Origin of the sequence: Corynebacterium sp. HMSC05H05, from assembly GCF_001807265.1 — a bacterium.
In the GTDB taxonomy this organism is placed as follows: domain Bacteria; phylum Actinomycetota; class Actinomycetes; order Mycobacteriales; family Mycobacteriaceae; genus Corynebacterium.
In genome coordinates, this window is the sequence record NZ_KV788412.1 from 1 (window position 1) to 19,493 (window position 19,493).

Genomic DNA, 19,493 nt, shown 5'->3' on the forward strand with positions numbered 1-19,493 from the left:
GACGTTGCATAACGCAAACCTGAAAAAGCGCATCATGACCGCAATGGTCACTGGTGTTATGGCTACGGGCGCGGTCGTATCCGCTCCGCTCGCAGAGGCTGCAAACGAGAACACTTCCAGCCAGCAGATCGTTGGCGCTTACGAGAAGCTCAGTGGCGCCGACTTGGCTCGCTACGACCAGATGCTGAAGCAGGCCCCGAAGGACGACCAGTCCATCGACCTGCTACCGTCCAGCGCCGGCCCGGGCTGGTGCATTGACTGGGGCCTGGGTAACCCGTGGGATTCCGGCAACTACGAGGTCCGCAAGCTCACCGGTGCCTCCGGTCGCGTCGGTAACGGCGACGCCATTAGCGAGGATGTCCGCATCGCGGCCATTAACGTGGTCAAGGAGCTGCAGAAGGACTACAAGGCTTACGCAGCTGGCGACCAGTCCAAGGCGAACGCCATTCTGACCAAGAACGGCATTCTGCGCGCTCTGCTGTCTAACCAGCTGGGCTACCTGAACCAGGCTCGTGAGGACGTTGTCAACGGCAAGGTCAGCCAGTCCGCATTCGAGAACCTCACCGGTTTCCGTATCGTCCACCACAAGGCACCGAAGGGTCAGCCGAGCTACTACCTGGCCAAGCTCGACCGCCACGACGAGATTGCGAAGACGATTAAGCCGGGCGAGTACGTCACCGTGCTGGTGCCGCTCGAGTACGACTTCAACATCGTGCCGCGCAAGTCCTTCCAGCGTCTGATCCCGGTCCCGCAGCCGGGTCTGGATCCGGAACCGGGCGAGGAAACCACCACGCCGAAGACCACCGACCCGATCGTCACCACGGTGACCTCCACGCTGCCGGGAGTGCCCACCACGATTGAGCGCGAGAAGGAGGTCACCACGACGCAGACCCTTCCGGGCACCACCTACGTCACCACTGTCACCGAGCCGGGCACCACCGTGACCGAGCCGGGCACCACCGTGACCGAGCCGGGCACCACCGTGACCGAACCGGGCACCACCGTGACCGAACCGGCTCCGACCGAACCGGGCAAGGTCGTCACCACCACCGTGACTCGTCCGGAGCAGGTCACCACGGTAACCTCCACCAATCCGGAAGTGACCGAGACCGTGACCACCACGGTGGCACCGGATCCGTCGACGACCGTCACGACGACCACGATCACCGACGTCGAGAAGTACTTCGTTGAGAAGTACTACGAGCGCGTGAAGGAAGTTTCGGAGTACTACTACTTCGCGGGCTTCACCTACGGCGAGAAGTCCAAGGTCATCGAGATGCCGGAGAAGATCGGCAACAAGTGGACCTTTGAGATCATCAAGGGCTCCGACATCGTCATCGTCGAGCGCTCCGAGGACGGCAAGCTCGTCATCACCCCGCGCGAGGACTTCAAGGGCGAGGGTGAGGTTGAGATCCTCATCACCGATGACAAGGGCAACCAGCACATCTACCGCATCAAGGTCACCGACACCGTTGCGGTGAAGGATTCCCTGAACGTCAAGGTGAACAACTACTTCTACACCTTGAACGCTGGTAGCGAGGACCGCATCACCACCATCCCGTGGAAGCCGGGCGAGGAGATCGACTGGGGTCTGGGCTACGACGAGAACGGCAAGCTCATCCAGCCGGAGCACGGCGAGGTTGAGATCCTCAAGGACGAGGAGAAGGGCACCCTCACCGTCAAGGCTGGCGAGAACTACACCGGCAACGTCATCGTCCGCATCACCGAGGACAGCGGCGAGGTTCGCGAGAACATCGTCACCGTGGAGAACAAGACTTCCAAGTTCGACGTGACCCGCGAGATCCTGAACACTTCTACCGCGAAGATCGAATACCGCGGCGGCGACTACAAGTTCCTCAAGGGCGGCGACAAGGTCACCATCGAGAAGGATGGCGACGTCTGGGTTGTCACCCCGAAGGACGGCGCTACTGGCAACGTCGAGATCGTCTTCACCGACGAGAACGGCTTCGAGTACAAGTACACCCTGAAGCTGATCGAGGATAAGAACGCCGGCCCGTCCGTCACCCACCGCGAGCTCGAGTACAAGTCCGAGACCCCGGACACCCTCGAGATCAGCTACATCGAGAACCACACCGCTGAGATCGTCGCCGGCGATGACGTCGCGAAGATTGAGAAGAAGGGCGACAAGTGGGTCGTCACCCCGACCAACCCGAATGGTGGTCAGGCGACCGTCCACATCAAGGACGAGAAGGGCCGTCTGGTCGCCGTCTGGATCGTGGACGTCGCACCGCAGCCGGAGGAGGACATTGAGAACCAGGAGGTCGAGCGCGATGTCTACGACCGCGCGACCGTTGAGATCTCCCGCGGCTCCATCGACTTCAACTGGCTCGAGGTTACCGAGGGTGCTGAGTACCTGACCGCGGGTGACGAGGGCTCCAAGCGCGGCGACAAGGACAACCTCAAGCTGGAGTTCAAGCCGGTTCCGGAGGGTGAGACCCGCACCGTCAAGGTCGTGGAGTACGTCCAGACCAAGGAGACCGAGGTCGACGAGAATGGCAACCCGGTGCAGGTTGAGAAGCCTGAGCCGATCAAGACCTACACCTACACGGTCAAGCCGTCCCCGGTCCGCGAGATGGAGTACACCATCACTGCGGATAACGAGCTGAAGCTCTACGGCACCAACTTCCGCATCGCCAAGGGCGGCGACCTGCTGGCTGAGCAGCCGGAGAAGGACGCTTCCGAGATCAAGGTGACCCCGAAGCGCGACGCCAAGGGCACCCTGGTCATCGAGAACGTCTCCGACGACGGCTACGTCTTCGAGCGCTACACCTTCGAGATCACCCCGGGCCGTAGCGCCAAGGTGACCCCGGAGAACACCACCATGGGCTGGAACCAGACTGCGACCATCGCGTCCGAGGACGGCGAAAAGGTCGAGGTCCTCGAGGGCGACGAGTTCGTCAACGTCAAGCGCGACGGCGACAAGCTCATCGTCACCGGCAAGGAGAAGGCCGGCAAGGCGCTGATCCAGGTCAGCGACAAGCGCGGCCCGTACGCGCAGTACGAGATCACCCTGGTCGAGCCGAAGCGCAACGGCATGTTCACCTACAAGATCTCCACCTCCACCGAGTTCCAGGCCACCCTGGTCAAGAAGGAGAACAGCTTCAAGGTGATCAAGGGCGCCGACGCGTTCCAGGATCCGGAGGAGAAGAACGGCCAGTGGATTCTGCGTCCGAAGGCTGACAAGGTCGGCGAGACCGGCATCGTCGCCGAGTACAACAAGGACGGCGAGGAGATCAACCGCTACAAGCTGGAGATCGTCGAGTCCAAGACCACCGGCGCACGTCAGCAGACCGACTTCCTCATCGAGGGCGAGGCCAAGGAGCTGAAGAAGCTGAACGAGGGCAACAAGGTTGTCGTTGTCAGCGGTGGCGACCTGGTCGACACCAAGGACAACGGCGGCTCCTTCGAGCTGACCGCGAAGAAGGGCTCCGCCAACAAGGTGGTCCGCGTCGAGGAGCGCAACTCCAACGGCGACCTGGTCCGCACCGTGGCTTACGGCATCTACCCGGAGGGCACCCGTACCTCCGAGGGCGCTGTGATCAGCGAGAACCACGATCTGCCGATCGTGATCGACACCAGCATCAAGAACGACTCCCCGGTCAACGTCACCTTCCCGGAGAATGTTGACAGGATTGTCTTCACCAAGGGTAAGGAGTACTTCGAGGAGGTCAAGAAGACCGACGAGGGTGTCACCCTGGTTCCGCGTAAGGACCTGAAGAACGGCACCTACGAGGCGTCCTACATCCTGGTCGGCCCGGACGGCCAGTCCTACGGCGAGCGCGAGATCGAGATCAACGTCAACGTTGAGAACAACACCCGCACCGAACAAAAGGGCTCCTCTGGCGAGCTCGACGGCAAGTGCATCGCCGGCATCGTGGGCCTGACCGCTCCGCTGCTGCTGGCTATCCCGCTGGGCATCCTGTCCCAGGTCCAGATCCCGGGCCTGGAGGGCGTCTCCGCGCAGATCAACGGCGCTATTCAGGATGCGAACAACCGTATCCAGCAGGGCCTGGGCATCTACAACGAGGATCGTGCGCAGCGCGCAGCTGGCGTCCAGGCGGCGTTCAACATCCAGAATCCGGAGCAGCTCGGCATGGCAGCTGGCGCCCTGGGCGCTATCTCCCTGGGTCTGCTGGCAGTCGACGGCGTCATGCGCGCCTGCGGTGCGGAGGAGTACACCTCCTCCTACATGATCGGCAAGGCCACCGGCAGCGAGACGCTGATGAACGGCTCCTCCGCCAAGTCGGACAACAAGTCCACCGACAAGGCTGAGGGCGAGGGCAAGGCTGAAGGCTCCTCCAACGAGGAGAAGTAAGCCTCCGAAGAGCTAGTGCCCACCAGGTCCCACCTGGTGGGCATTTCTCTTGCCTACTTCCCGGCAACCCCCTGGACCACCTGGCCGAGCCAGTCCAGCGCGTAGTCGTAGCCGGTGCGTCCCTCCACCGCGTACCCGCCGGGGATTTCGGTGTAGCCCAGCTTGTAGTACGACTTGTGCCGCGGCACGAAGTCGCCCGCCAGCTTTGCGGAGGCCACCAGGTTGGCGTTTGCGGGGTGGTCGTAGGCGGCGCGCAAACCGGCGGCGTCGATAGCCTGAGCACTCAGCTTTGCGACGAGCTCCCGCACCACCATCTGCCTCCCCTCCGTGCCCGTGGTCGTGCGGGGAACCACGCCGAAGCCCATCCAAACCCTGCAGCATCCAGGTCCAGGTCACGCCCTCCTTCGCCAGCTCCGGCGCCACGGCAGCCAGCGCGATGGCGGCCTGTTGCTCCACAGGCGTGGGGCTCGCGGCATCCGCGTGGCGGCTGGCGGCGGAGAGGATCAGGTGGAGTTCGTAGAGGATTTGGGGGGGCACGGTGGCGTCGAGAAGCGAAAGCCCCGACTCCCTGACCGCCTCGCGCGGGTTCATGCCGCCGGCGCGCAGCTGCTGGAAGCGCGCGACGCGCATGCCGGTGAAGGCATTGAACGGGCCGACCAACACGTCGCGCCCGGCCACGTCCGCGACCGCGCGCAGCACGGAGTCCGGGTCCGTCGCGCACGCCATGTCGGCGCCGTTGCACAGGGAGAGCACCTTGCCCTCGAGCCCGTTGAAGCTGGCGCGGCGGGTGCCGGCCAGGCCGACGCGGGTGGGCTCAAAGGTGGTGCCGCCAGTCTGCACCGTCTCAAAGTTCGCGCCGCGCTCACCCTTCGGCGTCGCCGATCAGGTGCGCGCCCTGGGAGTAGCCGATGAGGATGAAGCGGGTGCCGGGGCAGTGCCGGTCCATAGTCTCCATCTCCAGGGTCGCCACGTCGCGGCCGTAGCGCACGGACTCGCCGTACGTGGCGGCCTCCGTGCCCTCCAGGCCGTTGCCGGCGCCCAGAGCGCTGAACCTGCCCAGCGAGGCCGGGTACTTCACGGTGTATGTGGAGACGGTGCGGGCGCCGAAGCGGCGTTGGAGGTCGTCGGCGGGGGAGGAGGCGTCGTCGAAAAGCGTCTCGCGTGCGGAAGGATCCCAAGAATGCGAAAACCCCGTGCCAGCCGCCTGGATGACGTGCACGGGGTGGCAGCGCAGCTTCACCGCCTCCGCCTTCGGCGCGGCCACCGTCGCCGGGATCAGCGCGGCGGCGAGCGTGAGGGCGAGGGCGCGCTTCACTGCTACTTGCGCGGCAGGGCAGCCAGCGCCAGGCCGATGCCCACGAGCCAGGAGTCCTTCGCAATGGCAAGGCCTGCGCTGGACGGACGGATGCCGTCGTCCTCGGTGTACTGGTCGCCGCCGAAGTACATGGTGAGCAGGCCAGCGCCGAACGCGGTCAGGCCCAGGCCGGCGAGGCGGTTCGGGATCAGCGGGCACAGCAGCGCGGCACCAAGGGCGGTCTCGGCGGAGGCGAGGCCGGTGGCGAACGTCTCGGCGTCGATCTGGCCGAGCTGCGGGATGCCGTCGGTAGCCATATCGCGCAGGCCCTCCGCGCCCTCCTTGTCCACCTGGAACTTGCCCAGGCCGGAGTTTAGGATCAGGGCGCCGGTGGGGATGCGCAGCGCGGCGGACGGGAGACGCAGGTTGATCTTGTCCTTGTTGGACTTCTTCAGAAACATGGGTGGGGTCCTTCGATCTATCGGGGGAAAAGTTGTGCCCCGCCCATGGTAGGGGCTAAACCGTCAGCTCGGGGTGGAGATCCTTCATGTGCCAGATCCGGCGGGCGTACAGCGCGGCGCACGAGATGGCCACAGACAGCGCGCCGACGAACAGCAGCACCGTCACGGCGGTCCACATACGCGGGTCGTACGACGGGGTGCCGAACAGCGCGTAGCGCACCAAATCCACCGAGTAGCGCATCGGGTCCCAACTGTGCACCCACTGGATGAACGCGGGCTGCACCTCCGGCGGGTACAAGCCGTTCGACGCCACCAGCTGCAGCGACATCAGCGCCATCGTGGCCAGACGCCCGGGCGCGGGGCCCAGCGCGGTGTTTAGCGCCATGATCGCTGTCACGAACACCCAGGACACCAGCACCAGCACACCGAACAGCGACAGCGGGTGCACCGGGTCGACGTCCAGGATGAACGTCTGCATCACCCACAGGGCGACGGACTGGAAGAAGCCGATGATGAACGACGGGATCATCGTGTACAGCAGCACGCGCAGCGGGTTGGTGCCCGAGTCGATAGCGCGGCGGCTGAACGGCGGCATGATCATGTACATAATCAGCACGCCGAACCACAGCGACAGCGACAGGAAGAACGGGCTCAAACCCTTGCCGAAGAAGGTCACGCCGTCGCCGACGTTCTCGGTGTGCACCGGGTCCGAGGCGGCGTCGATGGCCTTGTTCAGGCGCTCGCCCTCCCAGCTCGGGGCCTTCTCGGCGCCGTCGGACAGGCTCATGGAGAGCTCGCCGGTGCCGTCGGAGAGCTTGACCAGACCGTCGTTGAGGTCGCCCAGGCCCACCACCAGCTGGTTCGAGCCGGCGGCGAGGCGCGAGGTGGCGTCCGTGGCGGTGTTTGCCGCCACGACCAGCTTGCCGGTGCCGTCCTTCAGCGTGGTCACGCCGGCGACCAGGGTGCCGGAGCCCTCCTGCAGGCGCTTCAGGCCGTCCGCCAGCGTCTTCGCGCCCTCGACAGCGCTGTCCACGCCGCCGCGGTACTTCGCGTTCGGGTCCGACAGCTGGGTCGCCAGCTCGTGCGCGCCGGCCTGCAGCTGCATCAGCTGGCCCACCAGGTTGTTCTCCGTGACCGCCTGCAGCGGCCCGGCGTTGATCTGCAGCTGCACGCCGCGCGCCTGGTCCGCCAGCTCCTTGCTGCCCGGGATGGGGGAGCGGTCCAGGTCCGCGATCACGTTGTTCAGGTTCGCGTTGATGTCATCCAACGCGGCCTGCAGTTCGTTGATCTTGCCCGCGAAGCCTGCGATCTTGTCCACGCCGCCGGCGATCTGCGTGGCGCCGTCGCCAAGCTGCTGCGTACCCGCCTGCAGCTGATTCAGGCCGTTGGAGAGCTTGTCGGCGCCGCCCGAGGCGGTGGTGATGCCGTCGTTGAGCTGGATCGCGCCGTCCTGCAGGCGTGCGACACCGCCGTCGAGCTTGTTCACCGCGTCCGGCATCTGCTGCACCTTGTCGTTGAGCTGCTGAATGCCGTCGTTGAGCTTCGTGCCGCCCTCGTTGAGCTGCTCTGAACCGTCGTGCGCCTTGTTCGCGCCCTCGTCCAACTGCTCGGCGCCGTCGGCGGCCTTGTGGACGCCGTCCGAGAGCGTGTTGATGCCCACAAACAGCTGCTCAACCACCTTGCCGCCCACGGAATTGGACACGGCGGAGCCGATCGCTTCCGCGGCCTTCTCGCCCAGCATGGTGGGGATGAAGCCGTTGGTCTCGTTCAGCGTGATGTTGATCTTCGCCGAATGCGGGTCGTCCTCCTTCACACTGGTCACGGCCTCGGTGAAGTCGGTGGGGATCTCCAAGCCCAGGTAGTACTCGCCGCTGGCAATGCCGTCCCGGGCCTCCTCAGCGCTGACCACCCGGAAGTCCATGGGGCGCTGCTCCAACAGCTCGTCCACAACCTGCTGGCCGTTTTCGCCCTCGTCCGAGTTCACCAAAGCGACGGGCAGCTTGTACAGGTTGCCCAGCGGATCCCAGTACGCCCAGGGGAACAGGCCGCCGAACAGCAGCGGCAGCAGGCAGATCGCCGTGATGGCAAGCGGAGGAAGCTTGCCGTGGGCGAACTTGCGAAAGTCGGATCCAATGTGCAGGCCGCTCATAGCCCCTCCTCATTCACCGTGTTCACCATGACGGGCAGGTGTACCGCGACCCCGCGCAGATCATCCAGCAGCTTTCGGCGGATGTCCATCTTGCGCACCTGGTCCACGTCGTCCACGATCAGCATCTTCGCGTCCGGGCGCGAAATCAGCGCCAGCAGCACGCGCAGGCGGAACCGGTCCGTGGGACCGATGTCGCCGACCTTGGCCGTCATGTCGATGTCTTCCAGCTGCAGCGGCTCCAGCCACTTCTCCACGCTGTCGTGGGACTTGATCGCCTCGGCCTTGTGCGGCGTGATGGCGAAAAAGCTCTGCGACCACGCAATCTGTTCCCGCACCACGTCGCGGATGCGCACGAGGCGGTCCAGCTTGTCAATCTCGGTCACGCCCGCGAGCGCGACCTGCTTGAAGCGCTGGCGCGTCTTGGTCTCCTCACCGTCGAGGAGGATGGTGCCGGAGTGCGGGTTGTAGCGCCCTGCCAGCGCGAGGCTGAGCAGGGTCGAATGGGACTCTCGCCGCGTGTTCAACAGGGTCAACCCCCGGCCGATGTCGAAGTTTTCCGGGGTGTCGCCCTTGCGGAGCACGAGGTTGTGCGTGCTGAGTATGGGGGTCATGCGGTCCCTTAACCGTAGGGTGGACTATCACTTAGCTCGTGCTATGGTGCTCCCCAAAATAGTCACTGTCAAACCCAAAAAAGGGGGCTGGTCAATAATGCGCGCAGACGCCCGCGCGAAACGCGACCAGATAGTCACCGCCGCGCTGGCACAGATTGGTAACCGCCCGAACTCCGAGATCACCCTCGAAGGCATCGCGGCGGACGCCGGCGTGGGCATCGCCACCCTCTACCGTCACTTTCCCACCCGCGCCGCACTCTACGACGCCTGCGCGATCGTCTACCTCGAACGCATCGAAACACTCCTCGACGACGCCCTCGACGGCTTCGAGGACAACCCCGTCGAGCACTTCGAATCCTTCGTCTGGGCCCTCGTCGAATCGGGCGTGGGCATCCTCGCCGCCGCGCTGGCCGCCGACAGCTCCGACGGCGGACTCGGCGAGCGGCGCGACGCCTTCATGAGCAAAGTGCAATTGCTTATCGACGCCGCCGCCCCCCACGGCATCATCGCCCCCGGCCAGTCACCCATGCAGCTGGCAACCGAGCTTGTTGTGGCGACGCGGCCGCTCGCCGCCCCGCTCGCGGACATTCTCCCCGACGTGCGCGACCGCCTGGTGCGCCACCTCATGGCTGGCTGGCGCACCACGGCGTAACTGGCGTTGGTTTAGTCCTCGCGAAGCTCGTGGCGGCCGCCGTCAATACCGCCGTCGATGTTGTCCTGCGCGCCCGCCGCGTCCTCAACGGAGTGCTGCGGGTTGGTGGCCTTGCGCTGGTTGTCCGCCAGGGTGTCCAGGGTGGTCAGGCCCTCGCCGCCGAGGTCCTCGGTGGAGTTGGTAGTCGCCGTTGCCTCCAGATCATCCTCCGTGCGAGTCGAGTACACGAGGGTGGAGGAGCCACGGTTGTCCGTCTCCGTGCGGGTCTGCGCCGGGCGGTAGGTCTTCGCCGGCTCGTTCTCGCCCGCGAGCTTGTCTTTGAGGAAGAACTCCCAGGCAGCCCACGCGCCGCCCGCGAGCGCCGCGGTGCCCAGCGTCGTGCCGATGACCTTGCCAACCCCGCCCTTCTTCTTTTTCTTCGCGTTCTTCTTTGCGCTCTTCGCGTGCTTCTCCAGGAACTCCTGGCGCTCCTTGCGGCTCGGCGCGGCAGCCTCGAACTGCTTGCGGCGGCGGTCCAGGCGGTCGTGCGCGTCGCGGGTGATCTCGCCGGCCTGCGCGCGGGCCGCGCCGTACAGTTCCTGCAGCTCGTCCATGTCGAACTTCTCGTGGATATCGTCCAGCTTGCCGTCCTTCAGGTTGTCCAGCAGGGACTGGTAGATGTCGCGCTCGCGCTTGTCGTTCTGGTCGCGCAGGTACTTCCACGCCTGGTTGACAAAAGCGGCGGCGAAGCCGATGTTCTTGAGGTTCACGGGTTGCTCCTTGCGTTGCGTTTGTAAGTTTCAGGTGGTTACGCGGCCCCAGGGTAGCGAAATCCGCGGTGCCAGCTCGGGGAGTTTGGTGGTGCGCCTCTCGCAGCCCGCCTCTCTGGCTAGATCCAGCGAATAGCACACCGTTTTTCGCCTCCAGGGGCCGGATAGCTGGGTCTTACTAGCTGGATCCGCGGAATCCGGGGGCCGGGGAGACGCGTGCCCCACCCACGCGTACCAAGCGTTACGCAAAACTGAACAGCTTGGTTCATTTGGGGCGATTAACATTCACGCTGAATAACCTCGTGCGCAGCAGAAACGCCGCCCAAAACCGGTAGCGCATTGTGGCCGCTAGACACCCCAAATAAGTTTCAAGGCACCGTTTAACCACGGTGCAACGAAACACATCAACCCAGCCGAGAAAGGTCCTGCCATGTTCGAAGCCTCTCCTTCGACCAGGCTCTCCGCCTCGGCACCGCTGGACCGCGAGGGCGCGCAGCTGATCCGCCGCCCCCGCCCGAAGCGCCAGCGCACCGCGTTGAGTTTTGAGATCATCCCGCCTCGCCCCACGGACGACGCGGGCAAGATCGAGCAGCTCATCGCGGGCCTGGCGGAGTACAAGCCGGATTACGTCTCCGTGACCAGCTCGCGCCGCAGCGAGTGGCTGGAGGGCACCGCCGCCGTGATCTCCCGCATCGCGGAGACCACCGACCTGCGTCCCATCGCGCATCTCGCCTGCACTGCGGGCACGCGCGATGAGATGGCGGAGTGGGTGCGGGTGCTTATCGACGCCGGCGTCCGCGGGTTCCTCGCCCTGCGCGGGGACCTGCCGGAAACCGGCCTGCCGGCGGACCACCTCCAGTACGCCACGGATCTGCTCAACCTGATCCAGGACGTGCAGGAGGAAGAGGCGTTCCGCCTCGCCGCCGGCAAGCTCGCCCTTTCAGTGGCCTGCTACCCCAAGGGCCACGAGGAGTCGCGCAACCTCGACCACGACCTGGACGTGCTGCTGACAAAGCAGCGCCTGGGCGCGGATTTCGCCATCACCCAGCTGTTCTTCGAGGCCCAGGACTTCCTGGACTTCGTGGAGATTGCGCGGCTGGCGGGCGTGCGCATCCCGCTCATCCCCGGCATCATGCCCATGACCTCGCTGAAGAGGGTCCGCCGCATGGGGGAGTTGTCGGGACTGGAGGTGCCGGTGGGCGTCGAGAAGCAATTGCTCGAAGCAGACGACGAGTACGAGGCCGGCATGCAACTCACCGCCAACCTGGCGCGCGAGATTTTGGATGCCGGCGCGGGCGGGCTCCACGTGTACACGCACAACAACCTGGACGTCACGCGGGACTTTCTGGACCGCATCGGAATAGATAAAGGACAACAATGACCACCTTCCCCAAGGCCACCATCGAGGGCTACCCCCGCATCGGCGCGAACCGCGAGCTCAAGCGCGCGCTGGAAAGCTACTGGGCGGGCCGCATCGACGCTGAGACGTTCCGCTCCACCGCACGCGCCCTGCGCGTGAACAACTACAACCACCTGCGCGACCTCGGTCTGACCGAGGATTACGCCATCCCGGCGGACGTCGCGCTCTACGACCAGGTGCTCGACACCGCCCTGACCGTGGGCCTTGTGCCGGGCGGCGTTGACCTGGACGAGGAGTTCGCGCTCGCCCGCGGCAACGACACCCGCGTGCCGCTGGAGATGACCAAGTGGTTCGACACCAACTACCACTACCTCGTGCCGGAGATCGAAGCTGGTCAGGAGATCAAGGCGGTGCCGGAGCGCATCCTGCGCATCGTGGAGGAGGCCGCCGAGGCCGGCCACAAGGTCCGCCCGTTCCTGGTCGGCCCGGTCACGCTGATCGCGCTGTCCAAGCCGGCGGAGTGGTCGCTGCTGCCGTCGCTGGTTGAGGCGTACGCCGAGGTCTTCGCCGCGCTGAAGGACGCCGGCGTGGAGTGGGTCCAGATCGCCGAACCCGCCGTGGTGGCCGACCTGTCCACCCCGGACGCGGAGATCGCGCAGCACCTACGCGAGGCGTGGACCGCGCTGCTGGGCCGCGAGACCCGCCCGAACGTGTACCTGACCACCCCGTACGGCTCCGCCCGCGAGGCCCTGCCGGTCCTGGGCTCCCTCGGCGTGGAGGCGCTGCACGTGGACCTATCCCCGTGGACCCTCGAGGCCGACGCCGGCTACCCGGAGCGCGTCCGCGAGCAGATCCCGGCGGAGACCCACCTGGTCGCCGGACTCATCGACGGCCGCAACGTCTGGACCGCCAACCTGCGCGAGCGCACCGAGGTCCTTCAGTCCTTGGGCGAGCGCGAGGTGTCCGTGTCCACCTCCACCTCCCTGCAGCACGTGCCGCACACCCTGAAGGCCGAGCGCAACATCCCGGTCGAGGTCGCCCCGTGGCTGGCGTTCGCCGACGAGAAGCTCGCCGAGATCCAGGCGCTTGTCGCTGGTGAGGAGGGCGCCAAGGAGGCGTTCGCGCAGTCCGACCGTGCAGTGCGCACCCGCGCCGAGTCTGAGACCATCCACAACAAGGCCGTGGTGGACCGCGTGGCGGCCCTGCCGGAGGGCGCCGTCAAACGCGAGCCGGCGTTCGAGGAGCGCAACAAGGTCCAGCGCGAGGAGCTCGGCCTGCCCACCCTGCCGATCACCACGATCGGTTCCTTCCCGCAGACCACCGAGATCCGCAAGGCGCGCGCGGACCACCGTGAGGGCACCCTTACCGACGCCGAGTACACCGAAGCGCTGAAGGCCGAGATCAAGCAGGTCATCGAGCTGCAGGAGGAGATCGGCCTGGACGTCCTCGTCCACGGCGAGGCGGAGCGCAACGACATGGTGCAGTACTTCGCCGAGCTTCTCGACGGCTTCGTGGTCACCGAAAACGGCTGGGTCCAGTCCTACGGCTCCCGCTGCACCCGCCCGCCGATCGTGGTCGGCGACGTCTCCCGCCCGGAGGCCATGTCCGTGGAGTGGTCGGCCTACGCCCAGTCGCTTTCCGACAAGCCGGTCAAGGGCATGCTCACCGGCCCGGTGACCATCCTGGCCTGGTCGTTCAAGCGCGACGACGTGCCGCTTTCCGTCTCCGCGGACCAGATCGGCGTGGCGCTTGCCGACGAGGTCGCGGACCTGGAGAAGGCCGGCATCAAGGTCATCCAGATCGACGAGCCGGCCCTGCGCGAGCTGCTCCCGCTGCGCGAGGACGGCCGCGCCGCCTACCTGGAGTGGGCCCAGCGCGCGTTCCGCCTGGTCTCGTTGGAGGCGGAGCCGTCGACGCAGATCCACACCCACCTGTGCTACTCCGAGTTCGGCCAGATCATCGACGCCGTCGCAGGCCTCGACGCCGACGTCACCTCCATCGAGGCGGCCCGTTCCAAGATGGAGCTGCTCGAGGACATCGACGAGACCTTCCACTCCGAAATCGGTCCCGGCGTGTGGGACATCCACTCCCCGCGAGTGCCCTCCACCGAGGAGATCGTCGGCCTGCTGCGCGCGGCACTGAACCACGTGCCCACCGAGCGCCTCTGGGTCAACCCGGACTGCGGCCTGAAGACCCGCGGGTACAAGGAGGTCGAGCCCTCCCTGCGCAACCTGGTCGCCGCGCGCGACGAGGTCGTCGAAGGGCTCTAGGTTCGGCTCTAGCGCGCCGGGCGGGGCGGAGCTGACGTCGCAAAGCAATCGCCCCGGCCCCCGCCCTGCTCGCCCCGCGAAAGTCGAGTACGGGAGGTCGAGTACGCCCTCTATTTGGGCCGGACTCGACCTCCGCCGCTCGACTTTTGGCGGGGCTCTTTCGTTTCCGCCGCAGACGCTGTAGCGTGAGCGAAACGGGGGGAAATATGAACAGGAGAAAGCTAGCACAGCTGCTGGTCAGACCGGGGGAGTCGGACCGTCAAACGTGCATCAAGTTATCCGCGAACAAATTCATCGCCCAGGCAGAATGGTCGCGGCTGAAACACCACGAGCGGGAGTTTCTCAGCAGCTATGCCGTCGGCGCCGCGAGCCGGAAAGCGGTGCTGGTGGGGCGCTCTGCCGCAGTTGTGCACGGCCTGTGGACGCTGCCCGCCCCAAACGCGCCCGTCTTGCTGGCCATCCCAGGACAAAAACCGCCCGCCAGGGCAAGCTGGCCGGAGGGGGTCGAGTACCGCAGCCTGCGCATCCCCGAAGAGGATGTGGTGGCCATCGAGTGCGCGACGCCTGGCGACGTCCTCCGGTTAACCAGCCCCGTCCGCACAGCCGTCGACGTCGCGCGCCTGCACGGGGTGAGGGCAGGAGTCGTCGCGATGGATTCCCTATTTGTGGGCAAGCCACCGCTGGAGCAGGAACGCATCCAGGCCGAACTCCATGCGACGATCAAGCGTCTGGCCGGCAAGAAGGGGATCGGGCGGGCACGGCAGGCGTTGCGCTGGTCGTCCACCAAGTCCGAATCGCCGTACGAGTCTCTCCTGCGCGTGATCCTGCGCGAGCGGAACATCATCGTCCGCGAGCAGATGTGGATTGGCCGTTACGTGCGCCCGGACCTGCTGTGGGGGCAGGTGGCGATCGAGATCGACGGGCTGGTCAAGACGGCGAAGAAAGACGAGGAATTGGCGAAGAAGGTGTCGCGGGACCAGCTCCTGCGTGAAAACTGGTTGCGGAAGCAGATCTACGAGGTCGCCCGCTTCGAGCCGTCGGAGATTCTCCGTGACGAGGAGGCCTGCGTCCGGGAGATCCTGGAGCTGAAGGCCCGCTCCGGTCTCCTCGGCGAGCCGAAAGTGCCGGCCACGGTGTTCAGACCGGTGCACGGGGAACACTGGCGGAGGTAGGGGCGCTATACGCCGCCGAAAGTCGAGCGGCGGAGGTCGAGTACGGCACCGAATCCGGGCGTACTCGACCTCCCGGACTCGACCTTTAGGACCATGAGCCCAACCCCGCACCCCAACCCTGCACCCCACGCGCTGGAACCCGCGTACCCTAGAGCGCATGACTCAGAAGACTCAGACCATGACTCTGCACACCAATCACGGCGACATTGTGATCGACCTGTTCGGCAACCACGCGCCGAAGACGGTCGAGACGATTACCGGCCTTGCGCAGGGCACCACCGATTACTCCGCCAAGAACGCCCAGGGCACCACCGAGGGCCCGTTCTACGACGGCGCGATTTTCCACCGCATCATCCCGGGTTTCATGATCCAGGGCGGCGACCCGACCGGCACCGGCACCGGCGGCCCGGGCTTCCAGTTCGCCGACGAGTTCCACCCGGAGCTGCAGTTCGATCGCCCGTACCTGCTGGCCATGGCTAACGCCGGCCCGGGCACGAACGGTTCCCAGTTCTTCATCACCGTTGACGCGACCCCGTGGCTGAACAACCGCCACACCATCTTCGGCGAGGTGACCGATGAGGCGTCGAAGAAGGTCGTCGACGAGATCGCGAACGTGCAGACTGGCCGCATGGACCGCCCGGTCGAGGACGTCGTGATCGAGTCCGTCGAGATCGCGTAAGCGCCCAAGCCAAAAGCGCCGCGCCCCCGCCACCGTGCGGGGGCTTTTTCGTACCCTGATTTCATGCCCACTCTCCGCAATCTGCCCCGCACCGCCCCCGCCACCACGGCGATTACGGCGATCTGCACGCTCGTCTTCCTTGCCGCCGCGCTCCAGGCCCGTTCGCTGACGGACGTGGTGTGGGATTCGCCGGTGGGCACTCACACCATCCTCTACGGCCCCGAGGTCTACGGCGCGGGCTACCTTCGCGCGCTCACCGCCGGCTTCATGCACTTGGACATCACGCACCTCTTCCTCAACATGTTCATGCTGGTCCTGGTGGGTGCGGAGGTGGAACGCTTCCTCGGCTCTGGCCCGTTTGTGGTGGCGTGGGTCGCGGGGGTCCTTTGGGCGTCGGCAAGTGTGCTCGCATTTAGCTTCACAGTGCCCACCGCCGGCGCTTCCGGCGCCCTCTACATGCTGATGGCGCTGTTGATCGCCATTGCTTTTCGACGTTCCACGGACCTGCGCGCGCCCCTCGCCCTGGTGGCGGTGAACGTGGCGTACACGCTGCTCAGCCCGGGTGTGTCACTGTGGGGCCACCTCGGCGGCCTGGCGGCGGGGGCGGTGATGGCGTGGCCGCTGACCTCGGACAACATGCGCACGCGCTGGATCACGGCGGGGGTCGCGGCCGTGGCGGCGTGTGTGGCGATCTGGGCGCTGACCATCCCGTCCACAATCCCGGTGTATTAGGGGCGTTCTGTCCTCTCTACGTGGCGCAGCCGTAGGCAGCGAAAGGGTTAGCCGTGAATGGTCAGCCCCCAGTGTTGGATGGCGCTACCGATTTCCATGGCGCCTAAACGAGTCTTATTAGTGTCAGAAACGTTGGAGGAGACACCGATGGCCCACACGCCGGAATTGTCAGCGGCGAAGACCGCGCCGCCTGAATCTCCACGGTCGTTGATATTGCGGAAGTAGAAGAGACCGTTGTTTCCGACTTCTTCAAACTGACCGCAGGAGTATCCGGTGGTGGCACCGAGCCGACAGATTGCCATACCGCGGGCCTGTGCTTCCTGCGGGGTGATCCAACCACGTAAAGGAAGATCAACCGGCAGGGTAGAGGAGTACTTAGCGTCTCCGGTGATCTCGATTAACCCGATATCGGCGCCGAAGATGCTCCCGTTCTCGTCCTGCTCCAAGTAGGACTCCACCATCTCTCCCACGAAGGCCCAGTTGCCACGTGAATCCTCCACGTAGAACTGGTCACCCCGATTGCCGCAATGTCCTGCGGTGATGATAAACAAACGCCCGTCTGCGGATGCGAGAAAACCGGTCGAACAAGTCATGCTCTGTGTTTCGTTAAAAATTCGGCCCCCCGGTACAACCCCGCCGGGCTGCTTTAGCCATTCCCAGTCGACGGAGTTGTGGTAGTACACGCCACGATTGTCGTCACGGCCACTCTGGCCTGAAGCGTCGTTTTTCGGGTCGATGACGTCGCGTCGGATCGGCGGTTCGACGCGCTGTCCGGAATAATTTGAGTGATTCTGGTAGTTCGACTCCGACCGGGAGTATGACCGCTGGGATGCCGTTGTAGTTTCCGGCGCAGGAGAGGAAATAGTTGGCTGTGAGCCAGGGCTATTGAGCATCTCAGCGATGTCAGCCACGGCCGCGTCCTGTTCGGCACGGTAGGCCTCCAAATCATCGTCGGAAGTACCCGAGCAGCCAGTAAGGAGAGCAGAGATCACGAGCATAGAGAACACTCTGAGGCGTGACTGGACTGGAGAAGTCAAAGCGGACTCACTTCGGGGTATAAAAATCGCGAACAGTTACAAACTTTAACAGCGGCTTCCTCGTGTCGAGTTTGTGCGAGTTGACGGAAAGTCGGCTAGGGCTCCTCTTTATTCACTCCCAAAGATTATGAGTTATCCACAGCGGTTGTCCACAGTGTGGATAACTACACGCGTGTAACTCCTCGAACGACACGTCGAACACCCAAAATGACACGCCGAAGGAACCTGGCATTTTCGAAAGAAAACCAGCACATTTCACTGCCCTGTGGAGTTGTGCACAGAGTTATCCACAGGTGTGGATAGTCGCGCTCCCGTGAAAATGCCTACTGTGGGAAGCACACCATCAACAGCGATCTAAGGAGTGAGCGATGGCGGATAAAAGCAAGGCAGAAGAGATCGTTTCCAGGGGCGAGCGCCCCGCGGGCAAGGGCCGCACCACCGAGCTGAGCGGCCAGCCGGTCGCTTCGGAGCACATTTCGGTCACTCAGGGGCGTCAAGGGGCGAATGTGCTTAACGACGTCCACCTGATCGAAAAGCTCGCCCACTTCAACAGGGAAAACGTGCCAGAGCGCATCCCGCACGCGAAGGGTCACGGCGCCTTCGGCGAGCTGCACATCACCGAGGACGTGTCCAAGTACACGAAGGCGAAGCTGTTCCAGCCTGGCACCGTCACGCCGATGGCGGCGCGTTTTTCCACCGTCGCTGGCGAGGCCGGGTCGCCGGATACCTGGCGCGATGTGCATGGCTTCGCGCTGCGTTTTTACACGGAGGACGGCAACTACGACATCGTGGGCAACAACACCCCGACGTTCTTCTTGCGCGACGGCATGAAGTTCCCGGACTTCATCCACTCCCAGAAGCGCCAGCCTAACTCGGGCCTGCGCGACGACGAGATGCAGTGGGATTTCTGGACCCGCACGCCGGAGTCTGCGCACCAGGTGACCTACCTGATGGGCGACCGCGGCACCCCGAAGACGTCGCGCCACCAGGACGGTTTCGGTTCCCACACCTTCCAGTGGGTCAACGAGGAGGGCACGCCGGTGTGGGTGAAGTACCACTTCAAGACCCGCCAGGGCTGGGAGTGCTTCACCGACGAGGAGGCCACCGAGAAGGCGGGCACCGACCCGGATTTCCAGCGCGCGGACTTGTTCAACGCGATTGCGGACGGCGACTTCCCAGTCTGGGACGTCAAGGTGCAGATCATGCCGTTCGAGGAGGCGAAGGATTACCGCTTCAACCCGTTCGACCTGACCAAGACGTGGTCGCAGAAGGATTACCCGCTGATCCCGGTGGGTTACTTCGTGCTCAACCGCAACCCGAAGAACTACCACGCGCAGATTGAGCAGCTGGCGCTCGATCCGGCCAACTTGGTGCCGGGCGTGGGCCTGTCGCCGGACCGCATGCTGCAGGCCCGCGTGTTTGCCTACTCGGACCAGCAGCGCCACCGCATTGGCACGAACTACAAGGATCTGCCGGTCAACCGCCCGCTCAACGACGTGAACACCTACTCCGAGCGCGGCAACATGGCTTACTTCTTCAACGAGGAAGGCGAGCCGAACTACGTGCCCAACCGCACCGAGAAGGGCGCCGGCTACCTGGACAACAACGAGGATTCCTCCTCCAACTTCACCGACTACGGCCAGGCGGAGAACCTCTACATCAACCCGGATCCGGAGGGCACTGATCTGGTGCGCGAGGCGTATGTCAAGCACGCCGAGGACGATGATTTCGGCCAGGCTGGCACGCTCTACCGCGACGTGTTCGACGACGCCGAGAAGGAGCGCTTCGTCCACAACATCACCAACAAGATGATGGCGATTAAGAACAAGGACGTCGAGGAGCGCGTCTACGAGTACTGGGGCAAGGTCGACGCCGACCTGGAGACCAAGGTGCGCGAGTCTTTCGCCAAGAAGCGCGCTGAGCAGGAGCAGTAACCTCGCTGCATGAGAAAAGCCCGTTGAGTCTGCAGCAGACTCAACGGGCTTTCGCGC

15 protein-coding genes are annotated in these 19,493 nt (G+C 64.8%); 8 read left to right on the forward strand and 7 right to left on the reverse strand.

The annotated features are described in order from the left end of the window. Positions 1-34: 34 nt before the first annotated feature. Positions 35-4,336: a hypothetical protein gene (locus tag HMPREF3151_RS12050; RefSeq protein ID WP_168160627.1), complete on the forward strand. Its 4,302-nt coding sequence runs from the start codon at positions 35-37 to the stop codon at positions 4,334-4,336. Positions 4,337-4,389: 53 nt separating this feature from the next. On the opposite strand, the gene HMPREF3151_RS10080 is transcribed toward HMPREF3151_RS12050, so the two are convergent. From HMPREF3151_RS10080 to HMPREF3151_RS10100, 5 genes are all read right to left on the reverse strand, one after another. Beyond that, entirely contained in the window at positions 4,390-4,689 is a 300-nt protein-coding gene (locus tag HMPREF3151_RS10080) for a hypothetical protein (RefSeq protein WP_141741402.1), read from the reverse strand. 509 nt (positions 4,690-5,198) lie between these two features. After that, a complete protein-coding gene (locus HMPREF3151_RS10085) occupies positions 5,199-5,651 on the reverse strand; it encodes a cutinase family protein (protein WP_070475503.1) in 453 nt (150 codons plus the stop codon). A gap of 2 nt (positions 5,652-5,653) precedes the next feature. Then, entirely contained in the window at positions 5,654-6,091 is a 438-nt protein-coding gene (locus HMPREF3151_RS10090) for a hypothetical protein (protein WP_070475505.1), read from the reverse strand. A gap of 55 nt (positions 6,092-6,146) precedes the next feature. Continuing rightward, positions 6,147-8,240, reverse strand: coding sequence for a YhgE/Pip domain-containing protein (locus HMPREF3151_RS10095; protein WP_070475507.1), 2,094 nt, complete (start codon positions 8,238-8,240; stop codon positions 6,147-6,149). Further along, positions 8,237-8,851 (reverse strand): ATP-binding cassette domain-containing protein, encoded by a 615-nt coding sequence (locus HMPREF3151_RS10100; protein ID WP_070475509.1) that lies wholly within the window; start codon positions 8,849-8,851, stop codon positions 8,237-8,239. The genes HMPREF3151_RS10095 and HMPREF3151_RS10100 overlap by 4 nt, the downstream gene beginning before the upstream one ends. Before the next feature lie 97 nt (positions 8,852-8,948). On the opposite strand from HMPREF3151_RS10100, the gene HMPREF3151_RS10105 reads away from it, so the two are divergent. Beyond that, entirely contained in the window at positions 8,949-9,503 is a 555-nt protein-coding gene (locus tag HMPREF3151_RS10105; protein ID WP_070475510.1) for a TetR/AcrR family transcriptional regulator, read from the forward strand. Between the two features lie 11 nt (positions 9,504-9,514). On the opposite strand, the gene HMPREF3151_RS10110 is transcribed toward HMPREF3151_RS10105, so the two are convergent. After that, positions 9,515-10,252 (reverse strand): hypothetical protein, encoded by a 738-nt coding sequence (locus tag HMPREF3151_RS10110; RefSeq protein ID WP_070475512.1) that lies wholly within the window; start codon positions 10,250-10,252, stop codon positions 9,515-9,517. Positions 10,253-10,682: 430 nt separating this feature from the next. Between HMPREF3151_RS10110 and HMPREF3151_RS10115 the strand changes: the two genes are divergently transcribed. The 5 genes from HMPREF3151_RS10115 (at position 10,683) to HMPREF3151_RS10135 (ending at position 16,465) form a co-directional block, all read left to right on the forward strand. After that, positions 10,683-11,633: a methylenetetrahydrofolate reductase gene (locus HMPREF3151_RS10115; RefSeq protein ID WP_070475514.1), complete on the forward strand. Its 951-nt coding sequence runs from the start codon at positions 10,683-10,685 to the stop codon at positions 11,631-11,633. Next, positions 11,630-13,882: a 5-methyltetrahydropteroyltriglutamate--homocysteine S-methyltransferase gene (metE, locus tag HMPREF3151_RS10120; protein WP_070475515.1), complete on the forward strand. Its 2,253-nt coding sequence runs from the start codon at positions 11,630-11,632 to the stop codon at positions 13,880-13,882. The genes HMPREF3151_RS10115 and metE overlap by 4 nt, the downstream gene beginning before the upstream one ends. A gap of 206 nt (positions 13,883-14,088) precedes the next feature. Continuing rightward, positions 14,089-15,054, forward strand: a complete 966-nt coding sequence (locus HMPREF3151_RS10125; RefSeq protein ID WP_070475518.1) for a DUF559 domain-containing protein — start codon at positions 14,089-14,091, stop codon at positions 15,052-15,054. A 157-nt stretch (positions 15,055-15,211) separates the two neighbouring features. Further along, positions 15,212-15,733 carry a peptidylprolyl isomerase gene (locus tag HMPREF3151_RS10130; RefSeq protein ID WP_070475521.1) on the forward strand — a complete coding sequence of 174 codons (522 nt, stop codon included), beginning with the start codon at positions 15,212-15,214 and terminating at the stop codon, positions 15,731-15,733. Between the two features lie 63 nt (positions 15,734-15,796). Beyond that, the gene (locus HMPREF3151_RS10135; RefSeq protein ID WP_070475524.1) at positions 15,797-16,465 is read left to right on the forward strand and encodes a rhomboid family intramembrane serine protease; all 669 of its coding nucleotides are present in this window, start codon (positions 15,797-15,799) and stop codon (positions 16,463-16,465) included. Positions 16,466-16,512: 47 nt separating this feature from the next. On the opposite strand, the gene HMPREF3151_RS10140 is transcribed toward HMPREF3151_RS10135, so the two are convergent. Then, positions 16,513-17,463 (reverse strand): S1 family peptidase, encoded by a 951-nt coding sequence (locus HMPREF3151_RS10140; RefSeq protein ID WP_070475527.1) that lies wholly within the window; start codon positions 17,461-17,463, stop codon positions 16,513-16,515. Positions 17,464-17,870: 407 nt separating this feature from the next. Between HMPREF3151_RS10140 and HMPREF3151_RS10145 the strand changes: the two genes are divergently transcribed. After that, positions 17,871-19,436: a catalase gene (locus HMPREF3151_RS10145; RefSeq protein ID WP_070475529.1), complete on the forward strand. Its 1,566-nt coding sequence runs from the start codon at positions 17,871-17,873 to the stop codon at positions 19,434-19,436. The last annotated feature ends 57 nt before the right edge of the window (positions 19,437-19,493 follow it).